The 26,078-nt window shown below is 69.6% G+C and carries 25 protein-coding genes and 1 pseudogene; 10 read left to right on the forward strand and 16 right to left on the reverse strand.

Features of this window, described 5'->3' with window-relative positions; translation table 11 throughout:
• Nucleotides 1-19 precede the first annotated feature (19 nt).
• Nucleotides 20-1,144: an NAD(P)/FAD-dependent oxidoreductase gene (locus tag ACQPWU_RS06695; protein ID WP_433437686.1), complete on the forward strand. Its 1,125-nt coding sequence runs from the start codon at nt 20-22 to the stop codon at nt 1,142-1,144.
• Here the strand turns inward: ACQPWU_RS06695 and ACQPWU_RS06700 are convergent.
• Genes ACQPWU_RS06700 through ACQPWU_RS06710 form a run of 3 tightly spaced genes read right to left on the reverse strand, consistent with a single transcriptional unit; the run spans nt 1,104 to nt 2,783 of the window.
• Nucleotides 1,104-1,655: a GNAT family N-acetyltransferase gene (locus tag ACQPWU_RS06700; protein ID WP_433437688.1), complete on the reverse strand. Its 552-nt coding sequence runs from the start codon at nt 1,653-1,655 to the stop codon at nt 1,104-1,106. The two genes, ACQPWU_RS06695 and ACQPWU_RS06700, sit on opposite strands and share 41 nt — an antisense overlap.
• Nucleotides 1,656-2,267, reverse strand: a complete 612-nt coding sequence (locus tag ACQPWU_RS06705; protein ID WP_433437690.1) for a histidine phosphatase family protein — start codon at nt 2,265-2,267, stop codon at nt 1,656-1,658.
• Nucleotides 2,268-2,273: 6 nt separating this feature from the next.
• On the reverse strand, nt 2,274-2,783 hold the full coding sequence (locus tag ACQPWU_RS06710; protein ID WP_433437692.1) for an AAA family ATPase: 510 nt from the start codon (nt 2,781-2,783) through the stop codon (nt 2,274-2,276).
• Between the two features lie 363 nt (nt 2,784-3,146).
• Between ACQPWU_RS06710 and ACQPWU_RS06715 the strand changes: the two are divergent.
• Nucleotides 3,147-3,194 (forward strand): annotated as a pseudogene (locus ACQPWU_RS06715) (hypothetical protein); the annotation flags it as partial.
• 31 nt (nt 3,195-3,225) lie between these two features.
• Nucleotides 3,226-3,696 (forward strand): hypothetical protein, encoded by a 471-nt coding sequence (locus ACQPWU_RS06720; protein ID WP_433445608.1) that lies wholly within the window; start codon nt 3,226-3,228, stop codon nt 3,694-3,696.
• 396 nt (nt 3,697-4,092) lie between these two features.
• Here ACQPWU_RS06720 and ACQPWU_RS06725 read toward each other — a convergent pair whose 3' ends face one another.
• The 3 genes from ACQPWU_RS06725 to ACQPWU_RS06735 form a co-directional block, all read right to left on the reverse strand.
• Nucleotides 4,093-5,478 carry a hypothetical protein gene (locus ACQPWU_RS06725; protein ID WP_433437694.1) on the reverse strand — a complete coding sequence of 462 codons (1,386 nt, stop codon included), beginning with the start codon at nt 5,476-5,478 and terminating at the stop codon, nt 4,093-4,095.
• 129 nt (nt 5,479-5,607) lie between these two features.
• On the reverse strand, nt 5,608-7,359 hold the full coding sequence (locus tag ACQPWU_RS06730) for an acetyl/propionyl/methylcrotonyl-CoA carboxylase subunit alpha (RefSeq protein ID WP_433437695.1): 1,752 nt from the start codon (nt 7,357-7,359) through the stop codon (nt 5,608-5,610).
• Nucleotides 7,360-7,385: 26 nt separating this feature from the next.
• Nucleotides 7,386-8,105, reverse strand: a complete 720-nt coding sequence (locus ACQPWU_RS06735) for an SDR family NAD(P)-dependent oxidoreductase (protein ID WP_433437697.1) — start codon at nt 8,103-8,105, stop codon at nt 7,386-7,388.
• 130 nt (nt 8,106-8,235) lie between these two features.
• Between ACQPWU_RS06735 and ACQPWU_RS06740 the strand changes: the two genes are divergently transcribed.
• From ACQPWU_RS06740 to ACQPWU_RS06750, 3 genes are all read left to right on the forward strand, one after another.
• Complete coding sequence (locus ACQPWU_RS06740; RefSeq protein ID WP_344997026.1) at nt 8,236-8,508, forward strand: WXG100 family type VII secretion target; 273 nt, start codon at nt 8,236-8,238, stop codon at nt 8,506-8,508.
• 98 nt (nt 8,509-8,606) lie between these two features.
• Nucleotides 8,607-9,746: a S8 family serine peptidase gene (locus ACQPWU_RS06745; RefSeq protein ID WP_433437698.1), complete on the forward strand. Its 1,140-nt coding sequence runs from the start codon at nt 8,607-8,609 to the stop codon at nt 9,744-9,746.
• 118 nt (nt 9,747-9,864) lie between these two features.
• Entirely contained in the window at nt 9,865-12,018 is a 2,154-nt protein-coding gene (locus ACQPWU_RS06750; RefSeq protein ID WP_433437699.1) for a serine/threonine protein kinase, read from the forward strand.
• Between the two features lie 50 nt (nt 12,019-12,068).
• On the opposite strand, the gene ACQPWU_RS06755 is transcribed toward ACQPWU_RS06750, so the two are convergent.
• From ACQPWU_RS06755 to eccCa, 3 genes are read right to left on the reverse strand one after another with little or no spacing between them, the layout of a single operon-like run.
• Nucleotides 12,069-13,157, reverse strand: coding sequence for a transglycosylase SLT domain-containing protein (locus ACQPWU_RS06755; RefSeq protein ID WP_433437700.1), 1,089 nt, complete (start codon nt 13,155-13,157; stop codon nt 12,069-12,071).
• Nucleotides 13,154-13,489 carry a hypothetical protein gene (locus ACQPWU_RS06760; RefSeq protein ID WP_433437702.1) on the reverse strand — a complete coding sequence of 112 codons (336 nt, stop codon included), beginning with the start codon at nt 13,487-13,489 and terminating at the stop codon, nt 13,154-13,156. Before ACQPWU_RS06760 ends, ACQPWU_RS06755 begins: the two co-directional genes overlap by 4 nt.
• Nucleotides 13,486-17,475, reverse strand: coding sequence for a type VII secretion protein EccCa (gene eccCa / locus ACQPWU_RS06765; protein WP_433437703.1), 3,990 nt, complete (start codon nt 17,473-17,475; stop codon nt 13,486-13,488). Before eccCa ends, ACQPWU_RS06760 begins: the two co-directional genes overlap by 4 nt.
• A gap of 194 nt (nt 17,476-17,669) precedes the next feature.
• Here eccCa and eccD point away from each other — a divergent pair, with 194 nt between their 5' ends.
• Nucleotides 17,670-19,055 carry a type VII secretion integral membrane protein EccD gene (eccD, locus tag ACQPWU_RS06770; protein ID WP_433437705.1) on the forward strand — a complete coding sequence of 462 codons (1,386 nt, stop codon included), beginning with the start codon at nt 17,670-17,672 and terminating at the stop codon, nt 19,053-19,055.
• 37 nt (nt 19,056-19,092) lie between these two features.
• Here eccD and ACQPWU_RS06775 read toward each other — a convergent pair whose 3' ends face one another.
• Nucleotides 19,093-19,527, reverse strand: coding sequence for a YbaB/EbfC family nucleoid-associated protein (locus ACQPWU_RS06775; protein ID WP_433437706.1), 435 nt, complete (start codon nt 19,525-19,527; stop codon nt 19,093-19,095).
• 110 nt (nt 19,528-19,637) lie between these two features.
• On the opposite strand from ACQPWU_RS06775, the gene ACQPWU_RS06780 reads away from it, so the two are divergent.
• The 3 genes from ACQPWU_RS06780 to ACQPWU_RS06790 are packed head-to-tail and all read left to right on the forward strand — an operon-like array spanning nt 19,638 to nt 21,662.
• Nucleotides 19,638-19,964: a hypothetical protein gene (locus ACQPWU_RS06780; RefSeq protein WP_433437707.1), complete on the forward strand. Its 327-nt coding sequence runs from the start codon at nt 19,638-19,640 to the stop codon at nt 19,962-19,964.
• Entirely contained in the window at nt 19,964-21,172 is a 1,209-nt protein-coding gene (locus tag ACQPWU_RS06785; protein WP_433437708.1) for a hypothetical protein, read from the forward strand. Before ACQPWU_RS06780 ends, ACQPWU_RS06785 begins: the two co-directional genes overlap by 1 nt.
• Before the next feature lie 49 nt (nt 21,173-21,221).
• The gene (locus ACQPWU_RS06790; RefSeq protein ID WP_433437709.1) at nt 21,222-21,662 is read left to right on the forward strand and encodes a YbaB/EbfC family nucleoid-associated protein; all 441 of its coding nucleotides are present in this window, start codon (nt 21,222-21,224) and stop codon (nt 21,660-21,662) included.
• Between the two features lie 57 nt (nt 21,663-21,719).
• On the opposite strand, the gene ACQPWU_RS06795 is transcribed toward ACQPWU_RS06790, so the two are convergent.
• From ACQPWU_RS06795 to ACQPWU_RS06820, 6 genes are read right to left on the reverse strand one after another with little or no spacing between them, the layout of a single operon-like run.
• Nucleotides 21,720-23,030 carry a hypothetical protein gene (locus tag ACQPWU_RS06795; protein WP_433437711.1) on the reverse strand — a complete coding sequence of 437 codons (1,311 nt, stop codon included), beginning with the start codon at nt 23,028-23,030 and terminating at the stop codon, nt 21,720-21,722.
• Nucleotides 23,031-23,047: 17 nt separating this feature from the next.
• Nucleotides 23,048-23,464 (reverse strand): hypothetical protein, encoded by a 417-nt coding sequence (locus tag ACQPWU_RS06800; RefSeq protein WP_433437712.1) that lies wholly within the window; start codon nt 23,462-23,464, stop codon nt 23,048-23,050.
• Nucleotides 23,461-24,852 carry a hypothetical protein gene (locus ACQPWU_RS06805; protein WP_433437714.1) on the reverse strand — a complete coding sequence of 464 codons (1,392 nt, stop codon included), beginning with the start codon at nt 24,850-24,852 and terminating at the stop codon, nt 23,461-23,463. Before ACQPWU_RS06805 ends, ACQPWU_RS06800 begins: the two co-directional genes overlap by 4 nt.
• The gene (locus ACQPWU_RS06810) at nt 24,852-25,232 is read right to left on the reverse strand and encodes a hypothetical protein (RefSeq protein WP_433437715.1); all 381 of its coding nucleotides are present in this window, start codon (nt 25,230-25,232) and stop codon (nt 24,852-24,854) included. Before ACQPWU_RS06810 ends, ACQPWU_RS06805 begins: the two co-directional genes overlap by 1 nt.
• Before the next feature lie 34 nt (nt 25,233-25,266).
• On the reverse strand, nt 25,267-25,578 hold the full coding sequence (locus ACQPWU_RS06815; RefSeq protein WP_433437716.1) for a WXG100 family type VII secretion target: 312 nt from the start codon (nt 25,576-25,578) through the stop codon (nt 25,267-25,269).
• A gap of 49 nt (nt 25,579-25,627) precedes the next feature.
• Nucleotides 25,628-25,963 carry a WXG100 family type VII secretion target gene (locus ACQPWU_RS06820; RefSeq protein WP_433437718.1) on the reverse strand — a complete coding sequence of 112 codons (336 nt, stop codon included), beginning with the start codon at nt 25,961-25,963 and terminating at the stop codon, nt 25,628-25,630.
• Between the last annotated feature and the right edge of the window lie 115 nt (nt 25,964-26,078).

Raw genomic sequence — 26,078 nt, forward strand, 5'->3', positions numbered from 1 at the left:
GGACTCGATAGGAGGAACCATGACGGACCACATCGTGGTGCTGGGAGCCGGATACGCCGGGCTGGGGGCGGCCAAGCGCGCCGCGCGGCGGCTGCGGCGCGCCGATGCCCGAGTGACGCTGGTCAACGCGGGCGACCGGTTCGTGGAGCGGATACGACTCCACCAGCTCGCCGCGGGCCAGCGCCTGCCCGACCTGCCGCTGGCCGGCCTGCTCGAGGACACCGGCATCGAGCTGGTGGTCGCCCGGGTGATCGGGATCGACCCGGAGGCGAGGACCGTGCGCCTGGACGCGCCCCCGTACGACCTCTCCTATGACGTGCTCGTCTACGCGCTCGGGAGCGCCGCGGACCTGGACCGCGTGCCGGGGGTGCGCGAGCACGCGTACACGCTGGCCGCCGTCGACGAGGCCGTCCGGCTGCGGGCACACCTGATCGACAGCGGCGAGGTGACCGTGGTCGGCGGCGGGCTGACCGGCATCGAGGCCGCGACCGAGTTCGCCTGCACCCGCCCGGGTCTGCGCGTCTCCCTCGTCTCCGCCGGTCTGATCGGGGAGGGGCTGTCCGTACGGGCCCGCCGCCACCTCCACCGGGCCTTCTCCCGCATGGGCATCGCCGTTCGCGAGCACGCGCCGGTCGCCAAGGTCGCCACCGACGGTCTGCTGCTGGAGGACGGGGACGAACTGCGTACCGAGACCGTGGTGTGGGCGGCCGGGTTCCGCGTGCCCGATCTCGCCGCTACGGCGGGGCTGGCCACGGACAGGCACGGCCGCATGCTCGTGGACCGGTCACTGCGGTCGGTGTCGCATCCGGAGGTGTTCGGCATCGGCGACGCCGCCGCTGCCGACCGGAGCGGCCGGCCGACCCGGATGGCATGCCAGACGGGCCTTCCCATGGGGCTCTACGGGGGCGAGGCGGTGGCCGACCTGCTGACCGGGCGGAAGCCGCGGCACGCGAGGTTCCGGTATGTCTGGCAGAACATCAGCCTGGGCCGGCACGACGGGGTCACCCAGTTCACCCGGTCCGACGACAGCCCGGTCGACGCCGTGCTCACCGGCCGGGCCTCGGCGGCCTTCAAGGAGTCCATCGCCCGCGGCACCGTCTGGGTCATGCGCCATCCGGGCCCTTACCGGCCTCTTCCACGGTGATCGCCCACCGCTCGTGGTCCCGCCACGCCCCGTCGATGAACTGGAAGTTCGGCGAATAGCCCTCTCGCTGGAAGCCGGCACGCTTGATCAGGCTCAGGGACGGGGTGTTCGCGGGCTGGATGTTCGCCTCGATGCGGTGCAGCCCCAGCTCGTCGAACGCGTACCGGACGAGCAGCCGCAGGCCCTCTGTCATGTAGCCGCGGCCGGTCGTGGACGAGTACGCGCAGTATCCGAGGGTGCCGTCCTGGCGTGACCCCCGGACGATGTTGTTGATATTGGCCCGGCCCACGATCGCGCCGGTGTCGAGGCGGCAGATGACGAAGCCTTCGTTGGACGGTCCGTCGAAGCGCGCCACATACTCCTCGAAGGCCTCGTCGGTGGTGATGGGGTCGCCGGGCATCCAGCGGGCGAGCAGGTCGGCGCTCTCCCGGTTCAGGGCCAGGAACTCGGCGCGGTCCCGGCGGCTGATGTGGCGGATCCCGACGCGGGTTCCTTCGGCGAGGTAGGTCACTTATCGATCTTGTGTCAAAGACGGCCAGGATAAGCACCGCCAGGACTGTCCATCCCATTCGATCGGGAACGGCACGGCATGCGGGAGAGGCGCCCCCCACACCCGCTCGCCCAGCCCGCAGAGGGCGCTGAGCCCGGCGGTGAGACTTCCGACGTGGCCGACGACGGCGACCGTCCCCTTCGGGTGCGTGGCCGCGATGGAGGCGAGAGCGGCGACGACGCGTGCGGTGACCGCGTGCCCGTCCTCGCCGTCCGCCACCGCCTCGTCCAGCCGCCCGTTCACGATCCAGGCGCGCAGGACCTCGGCCGTACGGGCCCGGGTCGCCGGGTCGGTGGCGCCTTCCAGCCGCCCGACACCGAGCTCCACGAGCCCCTGCAGGAATACCACCTCCGCGAGCCCGAGCGCATTCGCGATGATCTCGGCGGTCTGCCGGGCGCGGAGCGCGGTGCTGGCATATATCCGGGTGATTCCCTCTTCGCGCAGGAGTTCGGCCGCTTCTGCCGCCTGCTCCCGCCCTTTCGACGTCAGCTCCGCGAGAGGCAGCGCCCCGGCGGCCCCGGCGACGACGTTCTCCGACTCGGCGTGACGCAGACACAGCACCCGGATACTCACGTGCCCTCACCCCACAAATCGATCAAGGCTTCGGAGGAGCACGCCGAGCGACTCATCCGGTGTTTGCCCGGAGGTGTCCACGACGATGCGCTCGCGGTCCCACGGCTCGTATTCGCGGTCGACGACCTCCTGCCAAGTGGGCGGCCGCAGGTCGGGGATGTCGATCGAGCGCGAGGTGACGCGGTGCCGGTGCTCCTCCCGATCGGAGCAGACCACCTCCACCTCGGCCACCGGTACGCCTGCCTTGACCCCGACCTCCCGCCACGCGTCACGGGTGACGCCCAGGGGATTCACCGACTCCGCGATCACGCCCAGCCTCTGGCGCAGGTGCTCCCCAGCCAGTGCGTAGCCGACCATGTAGCCCGCGGGGCCGAGAGGTTGGCGGGCCAGGCCGGCGCGGACGATCGCCTGCTCGATGGTGTCGATCCGCACGTGGACCGCGCCGAGATGGGTGGCCAGGAGCCGGGAGAGCGTCGTCTTGCCTGTCGCGGGGAGGCCGCCGATGACGATGAGCATGGACTTCATGCTGCCTGAAATGCGCGGAAGGTTGGCAGTTCGCCGCCGGATCTGTGCTCGTGCGGCGCGCCTCCCTCGCCATGGCATCCCGGCGACGTGTGCTATCTAACTGGAACTGCAAGTCGATTTACGCTTGCACCAGTAACTCGATTTACACACATCCCGTAGCTCAACTTGTCTTTACCGGAACGGTTTGGCCTTGTTGTGAACTCTCATCCGAAGTGATCCTGGCGCCCTCTTGACTCGAAGTGCTCACGAGCGCGACGACGGAGGCTGCGATCACGCGTGATCTCAGGATGATAAGGATCGAGACGCCGTGGGGGCCCTGGGAAGCCGGCGCCGCTTGACGAGGTCGTCGCGCTGATGCCAAGGCTGGCGGCGCCGTGGTGGGTGGCCGGCGGTTACGCAATCGAGCTGTCCGTGGGCCGTCCGTATCGCCAGCATGAGGACGTGGATATCGCGCTGCTGCGTCGGGTCCAGCTCGCAGTGCGGCGGCCTGTTGGACGGCTGGGACGTCCACGCCGCGGTCGTGCCCCAGACGCTGCGGCCATGGGCGCTGGACGAGGTGCTGCCCGAGCAGGCGCACGACATCTGGGTATGCGAGCATCCGGACGGGCCATGGCGGTTCCAGCTCATGCTGGACGAGGCCGACGGAGAGGAGTGGATCTACCGGCGTGCCCCACAGATCCGCCGCCCGCTGGCAGGGCTGACCGTTGAGCAGGACGGTTTCCACCGGCTTGCCCCGGAGGTGCGACTGCTCTACAAGGCCAAGGGCGCGCGGCCGAAGGACGAGGACGATTTCGAGGCGGTCCTCCCGCTGCTGAGTGACAGGCAGCGGCGCTGGCTGGAGGAGGCGCTGGAGATCAAGCACACCGCATATCCCTGGCGCGAACGCCTGCGTCAGATGGCTTGATCTTGTGGCCAGGAGGCGACGGACGAACGCCGAACTCGTCATCGTCCTCGCCGCTGCCTGCTGACCTCCCGTCAGCCAGACTGCAAGCCCGCACGCCTTGGGCTCACAACCTGGTAAGCCTCTCTATCAGGTACGGCCAAGGATCCTGATTTCGTAGGCAGCCGTATTAAGGCGCGATAGCCGGTCAACGCCGGGGGTCTGGGGGTCGGGAGACCTGTGGGGGCTTGCCCCCACAGGGCACAGCCCGAGCTCTCTATCGCGCGTAGCGCGTCTCCGTGCGAGGACCTCGCCTTTGGGGGGTTCGAAAGGGGGGCCTGCCCCCCTTGGGAGGCGCTGCCCGGAGTTGATCCGCGCGTAGCGCCTCCCTGTGAAGGCCCATGCTCCTGGGCCCTGCGTTTACCAGTCGCCGCCGCCGAAGTCACCGCCGCCGAAGTCGCCTCCGCCGCCGAAGTCGCCCCAGCCGCCACCGGCGTCCCCGCCGCCGAAGTCGCCGCCGAAGTCGCCGCCTCCGCCGTCGGCGTAGCCCTCGGCATAGCCGGCGCCGTAGCCGCCGTAGCCGAAGCCGCCGCTGAGCATGCTGCCCATCATGGTGCCGATGAACATGCCGGTCATGATGTCGCCGAAGCCGCCGTAGTAGCCGTAAGCGTACGGCTGGTACGCCGGGCCCGCGTCGTAGTACGGGCGGCGGTGGCCGTCGACCATGACCTCGCGCATCTGCGGGTCGAAGCCGCGCTCCACGGCCTCCGCGTCCATCCGGCAGGCCGGTACGTCGCGGAGCGCGCCGCCGGGCGGGGCCCAGCGGACGTCACGGATGGAGGGGCCGTGCTGCGGGTTGAAGAAGCAGGGGGCGCGCCGCTCGGGGACCGGCTCGTTGTTGACCTTGGCCTTGACCACGGCCAGCGCGTAGCGGCCGTCCTCGAGGGTCTGGGTGACGTCGCGGACCTGGTCGGCCCGCTGGACGGTGGCCAGCTGGGTCTTGGCCTTCTCGTAGGAGTCGAGCGCCTGCTGCCACTCCTCGATGTGCCTGCCGCCCTGGCCGGCGAGCGTCACGTCGGTGTCGAGGGCGGTGATCTCCTCGCCGAGCTTGGTGACGTCCTCGTCCACGGTCTGCTTGACGGCCGCCAGGTCCTTGGCCTCCTGGATGGCCCGCTTCTTCTTCCTGTTGCTGGAGTAGAGGAAGTAGCCGCCACCGCCGACCACGACCAGCCCGCCCAGGGCGATCAGCGCGGCCGTGCCACCGGCACCGGGGTTGGCCTGGCTGTCGGGGTCGAGCGCGGGACCCGACTTGCCCTTGACGGCGGAGTCCACGCGGTTGACGAAGTCCTTCATCCCATCCACGACATTGCCCGAGCTCGCGGAGACCGAGAGTTCGGCCAACCGGCCCGCGACGCCCGACTGGCGGATGGCGCTGGAGCCGGCGAACAGTGTCTGGCCGTCGAGCACGGCGATGGTGGCGCGGTTGCGGCCCGCGGAGACCAGAGCGGAGTTGAGCGAGCTCATGTACGACGCAATGCTGGAGTTGTCCACCGTGCCGTCTGGGAGCGCCACAGCGTAGATCTTGCTGTCGGCCCCCTTCAACGCGTCACTGATCTCGTTCTGCTGGTCCGACGTCAACGACGAGCCGGACACGACATAGAGCGGATCCTTCTTCCAGTTGGACACCACCGACTGAGCATCAGGGGGTGCCGCCGCGTTGGCGGCAGGGGACAGCGCAAGAACGACGAATAGACCGGCGATCAGAGCCGCGATCGCGGCCCCTGCTCGGCGCAGCGAATGGGTCATTGGCAGCAAGCCTCCTTCGCCCATGAGGACGAACGGGCGGTCGGCAAAGTTCCTCACTGCGCACGTTACCCGTAGGGGAGCTCGCAAGCGCACACCGTGAGCGAAGAGCCTGGAGCCATGGATTGCCGGTCAGGTGTCCTTGATCTCGCAGATCGTGGCGCCGGAGGTGACGGTCTGCCCGACGGTCGCCGTGAGCCCCGTGACCGTGCCCGACTTGTGCGCCGCCAGCGGCTGCTCCATCTTCATGGCCTCCAGGACGACGACCGTGTCGCCCTCGTTCACCACGTCACCATCAGCGGCCACGATCTTGACGATCGTCCCCTGCATCGGGCTGACCAGCGAGTCACCGCCCGCCGCCGACGCCTTCCTGGAACCGCCGCCGCGCCGTGGCGCCTTGCCCGGGGCGGAAGGGCCGGCCGCGGAGGTGCCGAGACCGGCGGGCAGGACGACCTCCAGGCGCTTCCCGCCGACCTCGACCGTCACCGTCTCGCGCGCGGCGGCGCCAGGCCCCGAGGCGGCCTCCTCGTCGTACGGCGCGACCGTGTTCTCCCACTCGGTCTCGATCCACCGCGTGTGCACCGAGAACGGCGCGGAGACGAAGGCCGGATCGGACACGACGGCCCGGTGGAACGGCAGCACGGTGGGCATGCCGGAGATCTCGAACTCCGCCAGCGCCCGCCGCGCCCGCTCCAGCGCCTCGTTCCGCGTCCGCCCCGTGACGATCAGCTTCGCCACCAGCGAGTCGAACGTCTGCGGAACCGTCATCCCCGCCTCGTACCCGGCGTCGAGCCGGACCCCTGGACCGGAAGGCGCGCGCATGACGGTCAGCGTCCCGGGAGCGGGCAGGAAGTTGCGCCCGGCGTCCTCGGCGTTGATCCGGAACTCGATCGAGTGGCCGCGCAGCGCCGGGTCGCCGTATTCGAGCGCCTCCCCGTCGGCGATCCTGAACATCTCCCGCACCAGGTCGACGCCCGCCACCTCCTCGGTGACCGGGTGCTCGACCTGAAGTCGAGTGTTCACCTCGAGGAACGAGACCGTGCCGTCCTGGCCGACGAGGAACTCGCACGTGCCGGCCCCGACGTACCCGGCCTCCTTGAGGATGGCCTTCGAGCTGGAGTAGAGGACCTCGACCTGCTCCTCCGTCAGGAACGGCGCCGGCGCCTCCTCCACGAGCTTCTGGTGGCGGCGCTGGAGCGAGCAGTCGCGCGTGCTGACCACGACCACGTTGCCGTGGGAGTCGGCCAGGCACTGCGTCTCGACGTGGCGGGGCCGGTCGAGGTAGCGCTCCACGAAGCACTCGCCCCGCCCGAACGACGCGACGGCCTCGCGCACGGCCGACTCGTACAGCTCGGCGACCTCCTCCAGCCTGCGCGCCACCTTGATGCCGCGCCCGCCGCCGCCGTACGCCGCCTTGATCGCGATCGGCAGCCCGTGCTCCTCCGCGAACGCAACGACCTCGCCGGCTCCGGAGACCGGGTCCTTGGTGCCCGCGACCAGCGGCGCGCCGACCTTCTGCGCGATGTGCCTGGCCTGCACCTTGTCGCCGAGCGCGGCGATGGCGGACGGCGGCGGGCCGATCCAGATCAGGCCCGCGTCGATGACGGCCTGGGCGAAGCCGGCGTTCTCGGCCAGGAAGCCGTATCCGGGGTGCACGGCGTCCGCCCCGGAGCGGCGCGCCACCTCGAGCAGCTTGCCGATGTGGAGATAGGTCTCGGCGGGGGACTGGCCGCTCAGCGCGTACGCCTCGTCGGCGACCTTGACGTGCAGGGCCTCGAGGTCCTGGTCGGCGTAGACGGCCACGCTGCCGATCCCGGCGTCCTTGCACGCGCGTGCCACACGTACGGCGATTTCGCCGCGATTGGCGATCAGAACCTTCCGCACCGACCCAATGTCCTTCCTGAGAGAGTTCAGCGGCCCAGGTACGCGCCGCCGTTCACGTGGAGCACCTGCCCGGTGACATGCCTGGCTCCCGCGGAGGCCAGATAGAGAACGGTATCCGCCACGTCGGACGGAGTGCCAGGGCGGCCGTTGCGTGTGTTCTCCACGCGGGCCTTGATGCCCTCCTTCGTCAGCCGCCCGCGGAAGAACTCGGTGTCCAGGACGAGACCGGGGGAGACGACGTTCGCCGTGATGCCCCGGGGGCCGAGTTCGGCGGCCAGGTCGGCGGTCCAGGACTCCACAGCGGCCTTGGCGGCGCCGTACGAGCCGGAGCCCGTGCCGCGTGCCGCGATCGAGCCGATGGAGACGATCCGGCCGCCGTCCCTCATACGCGGCGTCAGCGCGGTCGTGACGAGGACGGCGGACATCAGGTTGGCGTTGAGGTTGGCCCACCAGGCCTCGGCGACGTCCATCAGCTCGCCGGGCTGCCTGCGGTCGAGGTTGGTGTTGCCGCCGGCGTTGTTGACCAGCACGTCCACGTGCTGCGGCAGGCTGTCGAGCGCCTCTTTCACCGCGACGGGGCTGGCCGCGTTGAACGCCGCGTACGCCGCTCCGAGCCGCGACGCGGCCTCCTCCAGCACGTGTTCGCGGCGGCCGGTGATGGTGACGTGGTCGCCGAGCGAGACGAAGGCGGCGGCGACGGCGTAACCGATGCCGGTGCCTCCGCCGGTCACCACAACCTCGCGCATGAGACGGACAGCTCCCAGGGACGAATCCGAACAATCCTCGGGTAGACCATAGCCGCTCGGTATAACGCGGGCGACGGCCGGTGGCTCCCCTTTAAGTTGAGGGCGCTTTCACATGTTCCAGGAGGTATGCATGAGCCAGAGCATGTTCGGCGGCGACCTCGCCGAAATGCAGCAGATGGCCAGTCAGTTCACGCAGCAGTCGGAAGCGGTCCGCACCACCATGACCGCGCTCGACCGTGAGGCCGCCAAGGTCGGCACGGCGTGGACGGGGCCGGGCGCCCAGCGTTTCCAGCAGGCGTGGCAGAACTACCGTACGGCCTTCCAGCGCATGACCGAGGAGCTGCAGGAGGCTTCGCGGGTCATCGGCACCTACCGCCAGAACATCGAGTCCGCAACGAAATGAGCAACGGACAGGGGCCCTGGCGAGGGTGCCGGGGCTTCTTCCGCTGATTTCGGCAGGCGACGCGATCGCGTGATCCCGGCAAGCTACGCTTTTCCCCCATGATTGGTCGCGCCCTGATGGCGAGCGCGCTCGCCCTGCAGGTCCCGCTGGTGCCCGCGGCCGTGAGCGACGATTGCCAGCCGCCCAGGGGCACCATGCAGGTGGGCGAGTCCTGGGCCCAGAAACGGCTCGACCCCAAACGCGCCTGGTCGCTGTCCACCGGCGCGGGCGTGAAGGTGGCCATCGTCGACAGCGGCGTCGACCTGCAGCATCCGCAGATCCGCCTCGCGGGCAGGGCCGACCTCACCGGGGCCGGCTACCGCGACTGCGTGGGACACGGGACCGCGGTGGCGGGCATCATCGGCGCACAGTACATGCAGGGAGTGCTGTTCTACGGCATGGCGCCGGGCGCGCGGCTGCTGTCGTACAAGCAGACCGACTCCGAACGGGACGGCGACCCGAAGCTGCTGGTCAAGGCCATAAAGGCGGCCGCCGACGAGGGCGCCCAGGTCATCAACGTGTCGGTGTCGACGAGCGACCTGCCCGAGTTGCGCGAGGTGGTGCAGTACGCGCTCGACAAGGACGCGCTGATCGTGGCGGCAGCCGGGAACGTCAAGAAGGAGGACGGCACCCCTGTGCCCGCCTACCCGGCGGCCTACGACGGGGTGCTCGCGGTGGGCGCGGCGGGTCCGAACGGCATCCTGTCCGACTTCTCCAACGTCAAGACGCCCGTCGCCGTGCTCGGGCCGGGCCAGGGCATCACGTCCACCTGGCCGGGCCGCTCCTATTACAAGGACCTCAACGGCACGAGCTACGCCGCCCCCTACGTCGCCGGCGTGGCGGCGCTCGTCAGGGCCCGCTTCCCGAAGCTGGACGAGGCCCAGGTGCGCCAGCGCATCATCGCCACGGCCGACGGCGCCACGGGCGGAGGCAAGGGCGCGGGGATGGTCAACCCCATGCTCGCGCTCAGCGCGATCCTCCCGTACGAGCCCGCAGACGCCCCTGTGGTCGCGCCTCCTCCGCCCAGCCCGCTCCCCGCGGACGCCGTGGCCAAGGTCCCGCCCGTGGACCACGACGCGATCCAGCTGGCCTTGATCGTCGCCGGGTCCGCGCTCGGGCTGGCGATGGTGGTGGCGGTCGCCCGCATCATGATCCCGATGGCGCGGCGCAGGGGATGGCGGCCCGGCAGGCCCGAGTAACTGGGGCTGCAAGGAAACAAAACGGTGAATTGTCTGGTACGGGCCGAAACTTCTGATGCGGGTGTGAAAGATCTGGTTCAATGTGACCAGATCATGCTTTGCCGTGAAAGGTTTAGTCATGCACCCTTTGCGCCCTGGTGATCCCGAGCGGATCGGCGATCTCAGCATTATCGGCCGGCTGGGAGAGGGGCCTCGGGGCGAGGTGTTCCTTGGCCGCGAATCCGAGGACGCACCCATCGTCGCGGTGAAGCTGCTCCCAGCCGATCCGGACGCCGGCCCTGACGCGCCTGCGAAACACCTGGGGGCCCAACAGGTCTCCAGTTCGTACGTGGCCCGGGTGCTGGACGCCGGTCTGCACGAGGGGCGGCCCTACGTCGTCAGAGAGCACGTCGAGGGCAAGAGCCTGGCCCAGGCGGTGGCCGACGACGGGCCGCTGAGCGGGGACGCGCTCGAGCGGGTCGCGGTCGGCGTGCTGACCGCGCTGTCGGCCATCCACCTCGCCGGTCGTTCGCACAAGTCGCTCACGCCACACAACGTGATCTTGGGCCCCGAGGGGCCGCGGGTGACCGACGCCGGGATCGGCGAGCCGGCGGGCGAGATCGCCTACCAGGCGCCCGAGCAGCTTCTCGGCCTGCAGTACGGCCCCTACGCGGACGTGTTCGCCTGGGCGGCGACCATCGCGTTCGCGGGCACGGGCAAGGCGCCGTTCGCCGATCGTGACGCGGTGCTGACCGGCGAGCCCGAGGTGGACATCGAGGGCGAGCCGATGCGCAGGGTGGTGATGGCGGCGCTGTCCAAGGAGGTCGGCAAGCGGCCGACCACGTACAGCGCGCTCATGCAGCTGCTCGGAGGCACGAACGCGGCCAAGCCGCCCACGGCCCCGCAGACCGCCATCGAGGGCGTGCCGATCCAGGGGATCCCCATTCCCGGCGTGCCCGGCCAGGGCGGTGCCCCGGTGCCGCCGCAGGACACGCTGGTCGCGGGTCCGCCGACGCTTCAGGGCCCGCCTTTCCAGGGGCCTCCGCCCGTCCAGGGCCCGCCTCTGCAAGGTCCCCCCATGCAGGGCCCCCCGATGCAGGGTCAGCCCATGCAGGGCGTGCCGGTGCCGCATCAGCACCAGCCCGAAGCGCCGATGTGGGGCCCGCCGGAGCCGGAACAGCCGCCGCAGCACATCAGGCTCGAGGCCGTGCCCTCCAGGCCCGCCTCCCAGAAGCCGCGCAGGGGCGTCCCGCTGGGGCTGATCGCCGCTGTCGCCGTGGTCGGGCTCATCTCCGCCCTGGGCCTTTGGGGCGCGAACAGGTACGTGAAGCTGCAGCAGGTCAACCCGGCCTCCGTGGCGCAGGCGGACGGGAACGAGATCCCGCTGCCCGCCAGCGCCCGGGCGACCCCCGGCTCGCAGGGAACAGGAACCGACACCCTCGGCGGCGGCACTGATCCGCAGCAGACGCAGCCCGAGGCCACGGTGCCCTGGGGCGCCACGACCAACCCGGACGACTCGGGTGTCGGCCCGCTGACGCTGCCCACCGAATGGTCCTCGACCGCGCCTGAGGTGCCCGAGCTGACCACCCCGCCCACCACCCCGGCTCCGATCCCCACGCAGCCGGTCGCGATCCCCACCGCCTCGCAGCCGCCGGCCGCGACCCAGACGGCCGAGTCGACGCCAAGTCCCAGCAAGAAGGAGCACGGCAGGCCTACGGCGACCGTCACCAAGACGGTGGAGCCGACGCCTACGCCGACCCCGACGCCGACCGAGGAGCCCACGCGGTCCCCGGAGCCGACCCCGACTCCGACTCCGACCCCCACCCCGACTCCGACCTGGACTCCGACGCCGACGCCGACGAAGACCACTGCTAAGCCGACGCCGACGCCGACGAAGACGACGGCCAAGCCGGCTCCGACGCCGACGAAGACCACGGCCAAGCCGACGCCGACCCCGACGCAGGCCACGAACCCGTACTCGCCTACCCAGGTGTGCGGCGCGGGCTTCTCGGTCCAGCGGTCCAGCCCGTTCGGCGGCGGAACGACGTACCAGCTCTGGAACAACAGCACCGGGCAGAACTGTGTGGTCACCATCAAGACCACGAACATCGGCAAGAAGACCCCTGTCAGCGCGACGCTCGAGGTTCAGGGCGGCGGCAGCCAGACGGACTCCGGTAGCTACGAGTACTACGCCGGGCCGGTCAAGCTGGCCGCGAGGGGCAAGTGCGTGCGCTACTCCGGCAGCGCCGACCGCCTGAGCACCAGCTCCGACTGGGGCAGCTGCGGCAGCTGAGTCTCACCCCCTTGTGGGCCCGGATCACGAGATCCGGGCCCACAAGCCTGTCAGTAGCCGACGTAGGCCAGGCCGCGCTTGCTGTTGACCACACCGGGCACGTTCGACACCGAGCCGTAGCGCGAGATCGCGTACCGGACGCCGGCGATGATGTTGTCCACCGGGTTGTAGATGTTCTTGTGCCCGTCCAGCGCGTACGAGTTGAACGTCGGGTCGATGGTCTGCATGAGGCCCTTGGACGGCGTGCCCTTGGACGCGTTGGAGTCCCAGTTGTTGATGGCGTTGGGATTCCCGCCGGACTCGTGCTTGATGATCATCCAGATGTCGCTGGCGTTCATCTTGGAGGCCGGCACGCCGTTCTTCTCCAGGATCGCGATGGCCTGCTCGATCCAGTCCTTGACCTGGCCCGTCGGTGCGGGCCCTCCGCCCGCGGGCGGCGGGCCGCTGGGGCCGTAGCCCCCGAAGCCGGTCGGGCCGCCGCCGGGCCCGCGCCCGCCGCTCTGCAGGGTGGTGCGCTGCTGGTAGGTGGGATCCGGCTTCCAGTCGATCTTCTTCCCGGGCGTCGGTGTGAACTCCTGCGTGGACACTTCGGGAATGGCGTGAAAAGTGAGCCCGCGGTCGTTCAGGAACCCGTTGATGTCGTTCTTGGCCTTGGTGATCGCCTTTTGCGCCGAGTTCAGCGATTTCTGAGCCTCGGTCTTCGCCGTGTTGACCAGCTTCTCCAGTCCCGGCTTCATGTCGGCTTCTGTGGCGTTGGGGTGCTCGGCCTTGTACTTGGTCTTGTAGTTGTCGGCGTTGGTGCGCAGATCCCGGCAGATGGAGCTGATCTCGGTGTGCGAGGTGCGCAGCGCGGAGGCGGCGGCGTCGAGAGAGGAGGCGGAGTTGGACATCGCCAGGTTCAGGTCCTCGGCCGCGGACCCGTATTTGCGCATATAGGTGTCGAACTGGTCGGCGGAGCGGCCCTTCCAGGCGTTGTCCACCACCTGGACGGCGGCTCCCAGCCCGCCCGCGAACTCGTTGATGTCGCCTGACACGGCGCGCCAGGCGGTGGCGAGGTTGTCGATCGCGCCGGGGTCGCCGGTCACCTGCTGCAGCATCTTTTCGAGGTCGGGGCCTCCGGGCAGGTCTGCGACGCTCATGAGGTCGCCTTGTGTGCCTTGCGGATGTTCTCCTCCACGTTGCTCAGCCCTCGCTCGACGTCGTTGAGCTTCCTGCGGGCCTGGTCCATCTCGCCGATCAACGCGGTCCAGACGCCGTTCGCGGCCTGGGCCAGCGTGCCGGAGTCGTCCAGGTGACCGAAGGTGTCGGCGCTGACCGGGGTGCGGTTGTTGCGCGGCTCACCGTTGTCGTCGTAGGTGAGCGCCCCCGGATTGCGTTCGTGCAGCGTGGTCTCGTACTGGCCGGCGGCCTTGTGGATGGCTGTGCGGCACTTGTCCAGTGTTGAGAGGTGAATCTCGAGATCCGCCATCATTCTCCCCGTGTGTTGTCCGCGTCCAGGTATGCCGTCTGCGTCAGGCGCGCCCCGAAGCGCCGGTCGACCAGGAAACCGCGGCCGGGCGGCAGCGTCTGTGGCCGTACGTTGCCGAACAGGTAGCCCTCGTCCTTGTTGCCGGACATCAGCAGCGCCGGTGTGGCCATGTCCTTCATGCGCTGGATGACCGGGTCGAACATGGCGCGGCCCGCGCCGCCCATCTGGCGGGCCAGCACGATGTGCAGTCCGATGTCGCGGGCCTGCGGCAGCAGGTCCACCAGCGGCAGCAGCGGGTTGGACGAGGTCGCGACCAGGTCGTAGTCGTCGACGACGATGTACAGGTCGGAGCCCTGCCACCAGCTGCGGTCGCGGAGCTGGTCGGACGACAGGTTGGCCGGGGGCAGGCGGCTCAGCAGGGCGCCCTTGGCGTCGTTGATCAGCTCGGTGGCGGCCGCGCTGGAGGCGGCGTAGCCGATGCGGTGGGCGGTCGCCGCCGAGTCGAGCAGCGCCCTACGGTAGTCGATCACGATCATCATGGCCTCGCTGGGCTGCTTCCGCTGCACCAGCCCCTCGGCGATGAGCCGCAGCAGGTTTGACTTGCCGCTCTCGTTCTCGCCGAAGATCACGAAGTGCGGGTCGGAGTCGAAGTCGAGGGCCACGGGCGCCAGCGCCGCCTCGTCGATGCCGATCGGGATCCGCTCCCGGTCGTCCGGCAGCGCTGAGACGGGCAGGACGGCGGGCAGCAGCCTGACCCGCGGTGCCGGCGGCCCCTGCCAGGAGTCCCGTACGGCCTGCACCAGCCCGCGCGCTCCGCCCGCCAGGTCCGCCGCGTTCTGCACCCCGTCGATCCTGGGCAGCGCGGTCAGGAAGTGGGCTCCGTCCTTCGTCAGCCCCCTGCCCGGCGCCCCTTCCGGCACGGCGAGCGCCTTCTTCCTGCTGACCTCCGACTCGTAGGCGTCGCCCAGCTTGAGCTCGATCTTGGTGCCGAGCAGGTCGCGGATGCTCGGCCGGAACTCCGACCACTTGTTGGTCGCGGCGATCAGGTGGATGCCGTAGCCGAGCCCGCGTGCCGCGATGTCGGTGATGGTCGGCTCCAGCGAGTCGAACTCCTGCCTGAGCGTCAGCCAGCCGTCCACGACCAGGAACACGTCGCCCCAGCCGTCGCCCTCGATCGTGCCCTCCTCGCGCATCCGCCGGTAGGTGGCCATCGACTCGATGCCGTGCTCGCCGAAGTCCCGCTCGCGCTGCTCCAGGATGGCGCCGATCTCGGCCACCGTACGGCGTACCCGGTCGGCGTCGAGGCGGGTGGCCACGCCGCCCACGTGCGGGAGACCTTCGAGCGAGGCGAGCGCGCCACCGCCGAAGTCGAGGCAGTAGAACTGGACCTCGCGCGGCGTGTGCATGAGCGCCATGCTTCCCACGATCGTGCGCACGACGGTGCTCTTGCCGCTCTGCGTGCCGCCCGCCACGCCGATGTGTCCGGCGGCGCCGGACACATCCAGCCAGAACGGGTCGCGACGCTGCTCGAACGGCTTGTCGATGATCCCGATGACGGCGTGCAGCTTGCCCCTGCCCTGCCAGCCCGCGGTTGTCAGGCCGTGTTCGGGGGTGACCGAGAGTGGGGGCAGCAGGTGCGCCAGAGTAGGCGGCTCGGCCAGCGGCGGCAGCCAGATGCGGTGCGCCGCGGGGCCGTGCCCGGACAGCTGGCCGACCACGACGTCGAGCAGGCTGCGCTGGTTGCTGCCCGCGGGCTCGTCCTCCTCCTGCTCCGTCGCGACCTGGACGGGAGTGGTGATCTCGGGCAGCGGCATGTAGGTGGGGCCGTACTCCACGACCTCGCGGATCGCCGCCGTGCCGTCGACGGCGACCGCCTGCGCGGGGTCGTCGAGGTGGGCTCCGGAGACGTAGGCGGCCTTGAACCTGGTCATGCCGGTCGTGTCGAACTTCAGGTAGCCGTTGCCCGGCGCCGACGGCAGCTCGTACGCGTCCGCCACGCCCAGCACGACCCGGCTCTCCATGGCGGAGAACGTCCGCAGGCCGATCCGGTAGGACAGGTGGGTGTCGAGGCCGCGCAGCCGTCCCTCCTCCAGCCGCTGGGAGGCCAGCAGCAGGTGCACGCCGAGCGAGCGGCCCAGGCGGCCGATCATCACGAACAGGTCGATGAACTCGGGCTTGGCCGACAGCAGCTCGCTGAACTCGTCGAGCACGATGAAGAGCGTCGGCATCGGCCGCAGGTCGGCGCCCTGCTCGCGGGCCCGCTCGTAGTCGCGCAGCGAGGCGAAGTTGCCCGCCGCGCGCAGCAGCTCCTGCCTGCGCACCATCTCGCCGTGCAGGGCGTCGTGCATGCGGTCGACCAGGGGGAGCTCGTCCTCCAGGTTGGTGATGACGGCGGAGACGTGGGAGAGGTCCTCCAGCCCGAGGAACGTCGCGCCACCCTTGAAGTCGACCAGCACGAAGTTGAGGATCTCGGAGGAGTGGGTGATCGCCAGGCCCAGCACGAGCGTGCGCAGCAGCTCCGACTTACCCGAGCCGGTCGCGCCGATGACCAGCCCGTGCGGGCCCATCCCGCCCTGTGCGGACTCCTTGATGTCCAGCTCGACGACCCGGCCGTCGGCGCCCATGCCGATGGGCACGCGCAGCCTGTTGCGGCCGGCCCTGGGCTGCCACGTTACGACGGGTGAGAGCCTGGCGGGGTCGCCCACGCCGAGCAGGTCGGTGAGCGTGGTGTTGGCGCCGAGCACGTCCTGCGACTCGCCGCCGGAGCCCGCCGAGGCCCGCAGCGGCGCGAGCTGCCTGGCCAGGCCCTCCGCGCGCGCGTAGTCCAGCTTGTCGGGATCGCCCAGCCGGGTGGTGGACCGCTTGCCCGCGTGGTCGATCTTCACCATGTGGAACCCGTCGGGCAGGATCTCCAGCCGCAGCGTGCTGGCCTCCTCGATCGGCCCCGTCGCCTCCGACAGGTCGATCACCGTGACGCCCTGGATGGCGTCGGAGCCGAGCTGGGAGTCGTGCGGCACGTGCCCGCCGTCCACGATCACCACGTGGTACGGCAGCGCGTCGGCCGCCGTGCCCGGACGGAATCTGGCCCGCTCCTTCAGCTCGTCGCCCACGAGCTGGTCGAGCTGGCCCATGTTCTCACTCATCAGCCGCACGTGACCGGCCGCGTCCATCTCCTCGGGATGCAGCGCGTGCGGCAACCATTTGACCCAGTCCCAGTGGGGCATCCACTCCTTGCTCGCGCACACCAGAACCCGCATGTCGTCGGGGGAGTGGAAGGTGACAAGCTGGGAGATCATCGCCCGTACCAGGCCGCGTACGGCCCGCGGGTCCCCGGTGAGCTGGATCTTCGCGAAGGAGTTGAGCGCGACCGCCACGGGCAGCCCCGACACCGTGGAGTGCGCCCGCACGAACCTGCGCAGCGCGCCCGCTGTCAGCGCGTCGAGGTCCTCGACCGGCTTGGAGTCGGGTGGGATGAGCTGCACGGCCAGTTTCTGCACGCCCGTGCCCAGCCGTACCGTGCCGAAGTCGTCGTCACGGGGCCTGCGCTCCCACAGGCGCGGCCCCATGGCCACCCACCAGAGCGTCTCGGGGGCCGGACCGCTCCACTCCAGGGCCTCGCGCTGCTGGATGGCGGCCTTGCGGACGCGCTTGCGGATCTGGGAGAGGTAGCGGAAGTAGTCGCGGCGCAGGCCGTTGAGCCGGTTCTTGCGCTCACCCGCGTTGCGGCCGAACTGGCCGGCCGTCATGCCCAGCATCGAGACCGCGAACAGGCCGCTGGCCACGTACATGATGGGGTTGGAGTTGCCGCCGGCGGTGAACATCAGCCCCATGGCCGCACCGCCCGCCAGCATCGGGACGTACATGAGGACGCCACCCAGCCCGGCGGGCTGCACCTCGGGGATCTCCGGCGGAGACTCCAGCAGGATCTCCCCGCGGGGTGGTTGGGGGCTGGGACGGCGCTCGGGGCGCCGGACGACAACAATGCTCACTGACGGGACAACCCTCCTGTCACCTGGAACACTTTCTTACCAGACACATCATCCCTATATGTTCGGCATATCGGATTTAGTCAGTCAGACCTGGAGTGGCCGTGACCTCGCTCGCCCACCAGCCGATGCAACCCATGCGGCCGATGCCGCCTGGGCCGCCTGGGCCGCCGATGCAACCAGGCGCTCAGCCGCAGGTGCGCGCACCGCTGGCGCCGCTGTGCCACGTCACGATCGTCGCCCCGCGCCGCCGCGTCGATCTGGCGCTGCCTGCCGACATCCCGCTGCCGCACGTGCTGCCCGGGCTGTTGCGCGCGGTCGGTGAGGCGGGCGGCGACGCGGCCGGCCCGCCCGGCTGGGTGCTCCAGCGGCTCGGGGGCGCGCCGTTCGACCTCGGGCAGACGCTCGCGTCGCTGGGCGTGCTGGACGGCGAGCTGCTCTACCTGCGGCCGCGCGAGCTCACCCTGCCGCCCGCGCTCTTCGACGACGTGGCCGACGTGGTGGCCACCGGCGTCAAGGACAGCTCGGGCAAATGGGAGGCCCGCCACACCCGCGCCATGGGAGCGGGAGCTGCGGCCATCATGCTCGCGCTCGGAGCTCCCGCGCTGGTGCTGTCCGGGAGCGCGCCGCTGGGCGTGGCCGTGGTCGCGGGCATGCTCGCGCTGCTGCTGGTCGGCGTGAGCGCGGCCCTGTCGAGAGCCGTCGGCGACTCCTCCGCGGGCGCGCTGATCGGCTACGCGGCGCTGCCCTACGCGTTCCTGGCCGGGCTGTACGGGCTCGTCAGCGGCTCCACCCTGACCGGGCTCGGCGCACCGCACCTGCTGGCCGCACTGACCTGTACGGCGCTGGTGGCGACCATCGGCGGCACGGTGGTCGCCGACGGAGTGGCGGGTTTCCTCGGCACGGCCATCGCGGCGGTGGCGGGGGCGATCGCCTCCGGCGTGGTCATGGTGTTCGGCCTGCCCCCCGCGGGCGTGGCGTCGATGACGGTCACGATCCTGATCGCGTTCAGCCCGCTGATCCCCACACTGTCGTTCAGGATCGCCAGGGTGCCGCTGCCGGCCCTGCCCACCAACGCCGAGGAACTGCGGGCCGACAACCAGCGGCTGGACAGCGAGGGCGTCCTGGGCCGTACCGCGCAGGCCCGCCGGTACGCCACCGGCATGGTCGTCGGGATCGTGCTCACCGCCATCGGGGCGATGCTCTTCCTGGTCACCACGCCGACCTGGATGGCGGTCTCGATGACCGTCGTGCTCTCGCTGGTCCTGCTGCTGCGTGCCCGCGTCTTCCACGGCCTCGGCCAGCGGCTCTGGCTGCTGGGCACCGGCCTGAGCGGTCTGATCGCGGTGGGGATCGAGCTGAGCGCGGGCGCGGGCACGGTGGCCGCCGCGGCAGTGGTGATGGGCGTGCTCTGGCTCGCGATGCTGGTCGTCGGGCTCGGCCTGTGGCTGCCGTCCGGGCGGCTCTCGCCGTTCTGGGGGCGCGCGGGCGAGGTGGTGGACGTCATCCTGCTGATCGCGCTCTTCCCGCTGGCGCTCGGCGTCCTCGACGTCTACACGTGGATCCGCGGCCTGGCGGGGTAGCCGTCGCGCAGGCCAGGCCGCCGGCCACTTCGGCGGGCTAGCCGTCGCGGGGGTCCCGCTCGCCGAGCCGCCGGAGCCGGTCGTTCCTGTCGGCCGTCTCCGCGCGGAACATGTCCTGGAACTCGGCGAACTGCTGCTGGATCTCCTCCAGCCCGATGATCTGCGACTGCGGCACGGCCAGCAGCTCCTGGGCCTGGCGCCCCTGGTCCTCCTGCGCCTGACGCACCGCCTGGACGACCTCCTCGGCCAGGGCTCTGATGTCCAGGCGCAGCACACGCGGCGAGAAGTCCACACTCTGGAGCATGCCCTCGGCGTTCACGACCGCGGTGGTCAGGCCGCTGCGGCTCTCCCCCTTACCGGTGATGAGCTGCAGCTCGGCAGCCGCCGCGGCCAGACGCGCGAGCTCGCGCTCGTTGTCCCTCAGAAGTTTGTCCACGTCATCCTCGGTGTAGTCCATGACACGCCACGCCATCGGCGGCCGGTTAACCGAAGGCGATCTCCGCCTGGCGCGTTGTTGAACCAATCATGAAGATCACAGCAGCTCGCCCATTGATCGCCAAATTTGGACAACAATCGTGTTTTGTGGCGAATAACCAGCAGAAAGCACGCCAGGAGATCTACGTCACGTCGTCCACCATCGCGCACACCCGGACGCGTGTCGACGAGGAGTTGCATCCGGACGTGGAGTTCATCCACGGGCTCCTGACGCACACGGCCGTGGAGGGGATCGGCTTCGGGGCGATCGGCGGCGTGATGATCGGCGGCGCGTACGAGGAGTTTCGCCGCTGGGCGGACACCACGTTCACCGAAATGGAGAACGCCGTGCAGAGCTGGTCGACGTCCCTGGAACGGGCCAGGCGCAACTGGCGGGCGGCCGAGGAGGCCAGCATCGTGAGGTACCGCAGCTGATGAGCACCCCAGACCCCTGGGGCGGCGCCCCGGACCCCTGGGCCCACACCCAAACCCCACCGGCCGCTCAAGCCCCGCCAGGCAATCCCTACGGCACGCCGGCACAGCCGAGCGCCCCGGATCCCTGGGCACAGGCCCGGGCGGCCGCGCCGACGCAGCCGACTGCCCCGGATCCCTGGGCGCACACCCGGGCCCCGACGCCCGGCCAGCCGGTGCCCGCCAATCCGTACTCCAACCCGTACGCCGCCCCGAATTCCTACGGCCCGACGGCCACCAGTCCGACGACGGGCCCGTACCAGCCATGGACGCAGCCCAGGCCCGTTCCCGGCAACCCCTACGGCGGGTACCCCTCGCCGAACCAGCCCGTAGGCCCCGCTACTCCCCAGGGCTACGCCGCCAACGGCGCCCCGCGCGGGCACTTGGGCACAGCCAGGTTCGGTGGGGCTCCGGAGGCCCCCGCGCTGCGCTCGTCCGTGTCGTCGCTGGGGGAGAAGGCGCTCAAACTGCTGAAAAGGGCGGGCAAGCTCACCCTGGGTCTGTCTCCCGCCATCGCCATCTGCGGTGGGATGCTCGCCAACGAGCCGGGCATGGCCCAGGCGGTCAGCGTCTGGCAGAGCGGCATGGCCCAACGGCTCGACGGCGGCATGAAGAACCTGCTCCCACAGCTGCGGGACACGGCCAAAGACGGCTGGATCGCGATGGACCGCGACGAGTTCGACCGGGTGCTCTGGACCTTCCAGCGCGAGTCCGAGGTGCTGCGCAACGTCCTGAACACGGGCGGCAGCTCGCTCGACGAGGTCGCGGCGGCCTACCGGAGCTTCTGGACCTGGGTCATGCGCGCGGCGCTCACCGCGCTCGGCGTACTCGTCGTCGCCAAGGCGCTGCAGCGGGCGCCGCAAAGCGCGGTGTGGGGGGTGCTGATGGAGAAATACATCACGGCCGAGGTCAACATCGCGACACTCCTCCTGGCCACCACGATGGCCAGCACCCTGAAGGAGGGCGGTGAGGTGCTGTCGACCATGGTGAAGCGGAACCACCAGTGGAACTACATCACGCCGAACGGCGACGCCGCGGTCGACTTCAAGTCGATCGTGATCGACGCCAACAAGTATCCCTCCTTTTCGGAGCCCGCCAAGAAGCACGGCCTGCCCCCGCGCTACCAGGACTTCGACTGGATCGAGCCGAAGCGGGAGATCTCCGGGCCCTGAGGATAGGGTGGGGAGAAAAGCCGCTTCTGTGTCTTGTGGGGTATGAGGGATGACCGAGGGGGAATTCGGGGGCCTGGACATCGACAGGTTCCTCAGGAACGCCGACCAGCAGATGGCGCGGGCCGGCGAGTTCCAGAAGGTCCTGCAGGAGCTGACGGGCCAGGCCCAGGACCCGGACGGGCTCGTCACGGTCGAGTGCGGCAGCGCGGGGCTCAAGGAGCTCATCCTGCACCCCAAGGCCATGCGCCTGAACTCCGGCGAACTGGCCGAACGCATCAAGGCCGTCATCGCGGAGGCCACCGCTGACCTGCAGCGGCGAGTATCCGAGGAGATGGGCGCCGTCTTCGGCGAGGAGAACAATCCCATGCGCTTCGCCCAGGACCCCGAGGGCGGCATGCAAGTGCTGCGGGAGGCCGAGGCAGCCTACAACCGCACGTACGAGGACCTCATGGGGGAGCTGGACAGGATCCGGCAGCGCATGGAGGGCTGAGAGCGCGCAAAAGGCCCGGTCCACACGAGGTGGGCCGGGCCTTTTAGTTGGGTTCCGTCAACCGATGCGGTCGGGGCTGATCTGGTGCGCGGGGGACCAGACGTCCCCTTCGGGGTCGTAGATCTCACGGTTGCGCTCGGTGCCCTGATCGCTGCCCGCGCCCATGCCCCCCGGCGGGTACCCCATGAGCCCCGAGCCCGTGGTCCCCGGGCCGCCACGGAGCACCGCCGGAGCGGCCCCTGACCCAGCGCCGCCCGTGCCGTACCAAGTGCCGCCTGAGCCGCCCTGTCCGGGGAGCCCGGGGAACGGGGTGCTCGTCGGCATCTGGGTGGTCGGTGTGTGGGTGAGCAGGTTGGGTGTGGCCTGCGGATAACCCGTGGTCGGCGGGGTTGTGGTGGTGAGAGGCGGGTTGCCGGCGTCGGCGAGCTGGGTCTTCGGGCTGTCGGCGCCGATCACCGGAGGTACGCTCTGGTCCTGGTCGCCGGGCTTCTGCGCCGGGTCGCTGCCCGGTTGCTGGGGGTTCGCCGGATCCTGGGTGCCCGTGGACGGGTCGTCCTGGCCCTTGCCCGGGTCGTCCTGGCCCTGATCCTGCCCCGGGTCCTGGCTCTTGCCGGGATCCTGGCCGTCCTTGCCGTCTGAGCCCTTCTGGCCGCCGGTGTCGCCGGAGCCGTCCGAACCGTTCGAGCCGGAGGAGCCGTCGCCGTTCCAGTACTTCGTCTGGCCCGACGGCGTCTTGGTGCCGCTCCCGGGGTCGATGTGCGGCGCCTTCTGGGTGTCCACCACCATGGGGGCGATCTTGGGCAGCTGGAACGCCAGGCCGTCGGCCATCTGCCCGTTCAGCTCGATTATTTTGTTGTTCAGCTGCTCCAGGTGTCCCCGGGCCGCCATGTCCGCGAGCTGTGCTTGGAGGCTCGGTACTTGGAAGTTCGGTTGGGGAGCGGTGGTGCTGGTCGTGGGCTCGTTGTCGACGTTGGTCTTGCGATCGCTGGCGTCGCCCGCGGGCATCGTCGTCTTCGACGTCCGGAGCTGCTGGGCGTACTCGACCATCGGCTTGCCGGTCTTCTCCATGGCGTCGCCGAGCGCGGCGGCGCTCGCGTGCAGCAGCCGCAGCGCCTCCAACGCCGTGGTGGCCCCCGAGCCGCGCCAGACCGCGGCGAGACCCTCGGCGGCCTTCAGGATCCTGCCCTCGAGGCCGTCCTTGCCGTGGACCAGTCCGGCCGCCTTGATGTAACTGTTGCCGGCACTCTCGATGCGGTCCGGGTCGGTGCTCTTCAGATAGGAGACGACCGTGGACCTGGTGACGAAGATGCCGGGCTTGGGATTGCCGAGGTTGTCATGGACCTTGATCGGCTTCCACTCGTTACCCATCTACGCCATCCCTGCAGTCATGTCGCACTGCTGTCCGTGTGCCCTTTTTCGTAGTTGGCGATGGCCCGCTCGACTGCGGAGGCCCACTCCTCGATGTAGTCGACGAGCTGGCTGTAGCTCTCGCCGAACACCTTGTAGGCCGATTCGAAGTTGCCACCGAAGTTGCTGGCGACTTCCCACGTGCCGGTCGCCTCCGGCCCGACGTTCCCGATTCCCTGGACCTCGCCGAGCGTGCCAGGGCCACTCCAGGTGGCGCTCATCGACGGCTGAGGGTTGCCGTGCACGCCGCCGAGGTCTTTGCGCAGCTGCGAGAGGACCTCTCTGACCGCCGTGTGGTCGACGTACGGCCCGCGGTTGTCGCCCTCACCGAGGCCGGGGAAGTCCTTGGCGAGCTTGAGACCGTGATCCGACGGGTCTTTGCTCGGGGCGCTCATGCCTTGCCTTTCGAGTCACCGTTGATCAGGTGGTTCGTCGTCGTCACGTCGCTCCTGAAGAGGTCCTCGTCCTCCAGGAGGAACGTGGTCCGCTCCATCTCCTTCTTTTCCTCGCCGCCGCCCCGGCCGCCGGACAGTGGGACCGCAGGAACCATCGACCCGTTGCCCAGGCCGCGCAGGCCGGCCGCGTTCGCGCTGTTGCCCGCGCCGGCGATGCCGAAGCCGCTTCCTCCCGCGCCCGATCCGCCGTACGGACTGCCGATGCCCGTGGTGGGCGAGCCGGTGGACGGGGTGGACAGGGACGGATCGGTTATCCCGGCCAGGGACGTCCTCGGGCCGCCGGTGTTGGAGTTGAGAGAGCCGTTCGGGTTCGCGTTCGCGGCGGAGGGGTCGTTCAGGCCGGGGATGTTGCCGCCCTGGCCGTCCGCTCCGGTCCCGTTCTGGCCGTTCCCGATTCCCGTGCCCCCGGTCCCGTCCGTGCCGTTGGGGAACGTGCTGACCGGGGTGCCGGTGGTGTCGAGGCCGGGGATCTGGTGCTGGCTGGGGTCCTGCAGGCCGTCCTGGTTCAGACCGTTGAGGCGGTTCGTCGGGTCGAACGGCTGATTGAGGCCGTCCGGAATATTGCCGTTTATCCCATTTCTTCCGTTGAACGGGTCGGTGGGAATTTTCGGCGAAAGCGCCATGAACTGGGGGATGTCAGTTCTGAGCTCGGGCGGGAACACCTCGTTGTTGAGCTTGGTGTCCTGGCTCAGCAGCTTGATGGCCTCGGCCGCCTTCTTCCGGTCCTTCTCCTCCTTGGAGTCACCCCAGAGGTTCACGAACGGAATGTCGCTGATGAAGCGGGTGATGCCGCCGACGAGGAGGCCCACACCGGCGCCGATCACCACCCCCGGCACTGCTCCCACCCCACCGAAGAAGGAGCCGATGGCAGCCCCGGCTATGCCGCCCGTGACGGCGGCCTCCCCGAAGTCGATGTCGCTGCCGGGATTGTCGGGCACGTCTCCCTTGGCCACCGCCAACGTCCGGGCGTGAACGATGAGGGCGGGGGCGGCACCGTGCGGGTTCTTCGGGGGATTCTTCGGATCGACGGGCTGGTCGCTGATCGCGGTCGAGATGTCCGCCGCCGCCTCCCGCAGCTTGCGCAGCTGCGTCTTGACGGTCTTGGCGTCCTCGCCCGTGGTCCAGTGCTTGTCCAGCTCCCGCAGGTGCTTGTCGACCACCTCGACGAGGTGGTCGAGCCGTACCTTGGCCTCGAGGAACTCGCCCGCGGCCTGGCCGATGAGCTGGGGATTGTTCTTGGCCAGCGTGTCCCGGAGCAGATCGAGCGTCGCGCCCTCGAACTCGATGCTGCCGATGTGGCCCCTGATGGTCGCCTGATACTCGGCCATCAGACCTGCGCCTGCTTCGACCGGCCTTCGCTGTCCACCTCGACACCGTCGTAGTTCTTCAACGCCTGCTCGAGCAGGCCGATGACGTTCGCCACCTGACCGCTGATGTTCGAGTAGGTCCCGGTGACGGCGGTGACGGCGTTGGTGGTGCTCTGCCGGAAGCCCATGGCCGCAGGCCAGAACCCGCCCAGGGCGTCGTAGTCGCTGCTGAGCCGGATGGCCGGGCCTGAGTCCGTGAAGATGGCCTTCACAGCGCCCTGGCCGCCCGCCTTGCCGGCCTTGTTGTCAGGGTCCAGCATGGCGAGGGCCTCTTCCAGGTCCGCCTTGGCCGCCTTGATCGCCCTCCGGCTGAGCTCTACTCCACCGTTGTCGCTGCCCATGTTCCCCCTTTGGTGTCGGCCCCCGCTCTACGCCTTACCTGCCGTCGAAGATCTGCGAGTTGATCTTCTCGACCTGCTGCATGTTCATGTTCGTGATGTTGATGTTCTTCTTCATCAGGTCGATGAACTGCGACATGTCGTTGGCCTCGCGCTCCCAGAGCTGCCTGACCTCGTCGAAGACGGTCTTGGTCTGGCCCTGCCAGATCGCGCTCTTGGCCAGCAGGTCCCGCTCCAGGTTGTCCAGGGTGGTGACCATGTCGTTGAACGCCCTGGCGAAGGCGTCCTCACCCTCGCCGAGGCCGGCGTAGTTGACCTTTGTGATATCGAATATGTCTTCTGCGGGCATCGTGGCCTCCTGTGCTGCTAGCTGGTCCTCGTCACCTATGGGGCGCTCGTCAACGCGACAGCGGCGCGGCGTTGATCAGGTTGGCGATCTGGTTGATCGCCTCGGTGCGCTCCTGGTTGAACGAGGCGTAGTTGGTGTTGCTCGTCCCGATGTTCTCGGCCAGGCGGCGCAGGCTGCCGAGGATGACGTCCATCCGCTCGTGCCACTTCTTGTGGACGGCGTCGAACGCGGCCTGCGACTGGCCGACCCAGTGGTGCTTGAGCGTGATGCCGGCGGTGTCGAGGTTCAGCTGGATGCCACGCAGGCGCTCGGCGGCGTCCTCGATGAGGGTGATCGCGGCCTTGAGATCGGCTTCACTTACTTGAGTCTGCGGTTCTGCCCCCACAGGGTCTCCCTCCCTTGCTGGTCGGCTGACTCCAGCCGACTACTGAAGTCGGCCTGTTTGGTCACATTAGTGAACATCCACCACTAGCGTCGCATGTGATCGCGTTAATTTTCCA

It is taken from the genome of Nonomuraea sp. CA-141351 (genome assembly GCF_050944675.1).
In the GTDB taxonomy this organism is placed as follows: Bacteria; Actinomycetota; Actinomycetes; order Streptosporangiales; family Streptosporangiaceae; genus Nonomuraea.

What these genes read in the sequence shown, in the direction of transcription:
- ACQPWU_RS06740 (WP_344997026.1), top strand. Translation starts at nt 8,236, where the DNA reads ATGAGCCAGAGCATGTTCGGCGGCGACCTCGCCGAAATGCAGCAGATG.
- ACQPWU_RS06735 (WP_433437697.1), bottom strand. Translation starts at nt 8,105, where the DNA reads ATGCGCGAGGTTGTGGTGACCGGCGGAGGCACCGGCATCGGTTACGCC.
- ACQPWU_RS06795 (WP_433437711.1), bottom strand. Translation starts at nt 23,030, where the DNA reads ATGGGTAACGAGTGGAAGCCGATCAAGGTCCATGACAACCTCGGCAAT.
- ACQPWU_RS06695 (WP_433437686.1), top strand. Translation starts at nt 20, where the DNA reads ATGACGGACCACATCGTGGTGCTGGGAGCCGGATACGCCGGGCTGGGG.
- ACQPWU_RS06710 (WP_433437692.1), bottom strand. Translation starts at nt 2,783, where the DNA reads ATGCTCATCGTCATCGGCGGCCTCCCCGCGACAGGCAAGACGACGCTC.
- ACQPWU_RS06810 (WP_433437715.1), bottom strand. Translation starts at nt 25,232, where the DNA reads ATGGGCAGCGACAACGGTGGAGTAGAGCTCAGCCGGAGGGCGATCAAG.
- ACQPWU_RS06805 (WP_433437714.1), bottom strand. Translation starts at nt 24,852, where the DNA reads ATGGCCGAGTATCAGGCGACCATCAGGGGCCACATCGGCAGCATCGAG.
- ACQPWU_RS06815 (WP_433437716.1), bottom strand. Translation starts at nt 25,578, where the DNA reads ATGCCCGCAGAAGACATATTCGATATCACAAAGGTCAACTACGCCGGC.
- ACQPWU_RS06800 (WP_433437712.1), bottom strand. Translation starts at nt 23,464, where the DNA reads ATGAGCGCCCCGAGCAAAGACCCGTCGGATCACGGTCTCAAGCTCGCC.
- ACQPWU_RS06750 (WP_433437699.1), top strand. Translation starts at nt 9,865, where the DNA reads ATGCACCCTTTGCGCCCTGGTGATCCCGAGCGGATCGGCGATCTCAGC.
- ACQPWU_RS06720 (WP_433445608.1), top strand. Translation starts at nt 3,226, where the DNA reads ATGAGGACGTGGATATCGCGCTGCTGCGTCGGGTCCAGCTCGCAGTGC.
- ACQPWU_RS06790 (WP_433437709.1), top strand. Translation starts at nt 21,222, where the DNA reads ATGACCGAGGGGGAATTCGGGGGCCTGGACATCGACAGGTTCCTCAGG.
- ACQPWU_RS06775 (WP_433437706.1), bottom strand. Translation starts at nt 19,527, where the DNA reads ATGGCGTGGCGTGTCATGGACTACACCGAGGATGACGTGGACAAACTT.
- ACQPWU_RS06745 (WP_433437698.1), top strand. Translation starts at nt 8,607, where the DNA reads ATGATTGGTCGCGCCCTGATGGCGAGCGCGCTCGCCCTGCAGGTCCCG.
- ACQPWU_RS06725 (WP_433437694.1), bottom strand. Translation starts at nt 5,478, where the DNA reads ATGACCCATTCGCTGCGCCGAGCAGGGGCCGCGATCGCGGCTCTGATC.
- ACQPWU_RS06755 (WP_433437700.1), bottom strand. Translation starts at nt 13,157, where the DNA reads ATGAGCGTCGCAGACCTGCCCGGAGGCCCCGACCTCGAAAAGATGCTG.
- ACQPWU_RS06785 (WP_433437708.1), top strand. Translation starts at nt 19,964, where the DNA reads ATGAGCACCCCAGACCCCTGGGGCGGCGCCCCGGACCCCTGGGCCCAC.
- ACQPWU_RS06760 (WP_433437702.1), bottom strand. Translation starts at nt 13,489, where the DNA reads ATGATGGCGGATCTCGAGATTCACCTCTCAACACTGGACAAGTGCCGC.